Origin of the sequence: Mesorhizobium sp. M7D.F.Ca.US.004.03.1.1, assembly GCF_003998635.1 — a bacterium.
Taxonomy (GTDB): Bacteria; Pseudomonadota; Alphaproteobacteria; order Rhizobiales; family Rhizobiaceae; genus Mesorhizobium; species Mesorhizobium loti.
On sequence record NZ_RZQG01001651.1, the window covers coordinates 1 to 614 of the forward strand.

Here is a 614-nt window from a genome sequence, read left to right on the forward strand (position 1 = left end):
ACCCCACCCGGACCTGCGGTCCGACCTCCCCTCGAGGGGGAGGTGGGGTTGGCGCTTATTTCTGCGGCGCCTGGTCGATGATCGACTGCATCGTCTCCTGCGCATTGGCGATCGCGCCGTCGACATCGTCGCCGAAGAAGACCTCGTTGATCATCTGCGTCCACGGCCCGTTGGCGGAGTTGATCAGGTCGTTGAACACCACCGAATAAGGCGTGCGGCCCTTGGCCATTGCCTCGGCGGCGATCTGGTAGCGTGGATCGAGATCCTTCAGCGCGTCCTTGGCGATGTCGCCGCGCACCGGCAGGCTGCCGTATTTGGCGAGGATCGTCTGGCCCTCGAGCGAATAGGCGAAATCGAGGAACTCCTTCACCACGGGCAGTTTCGTGGTGCCCTTGGTGACGACGAAATTGTCGCCGCCGGCAAAGGACGACCAGCCGCTATCCTTGCCCGGCAGGAAGGTGACGCCGTAGTCGATATCGGGATACTGGGTGTTGAGCGCGCCGATGGCGAAGGCGCCGGACGGCGAGATGCCGATATTGCCGGCGGCGAAGGCGGCGAAGAAGTTGGCGCCGGTGTCGGTCTGCGCACCTGCCGGCACCAGATCCTTCTTGACC

General features: G+C 64.2%; 1 protein-coding gene. It reads right to left on the reverse strand.

Annotation, left to right across the window (positions count from 1 at the left end; genetic code table 11):
* Window positions 1-55 precede the first annotated feature (55 nt).
* On the reverse strand, window positions 56-614 hold a 559-nt coding region (locus EN935_RS39290), incomplete at its 5' end, for an extracellular solute-binding protein (RefSeq protein WP_127374416.1).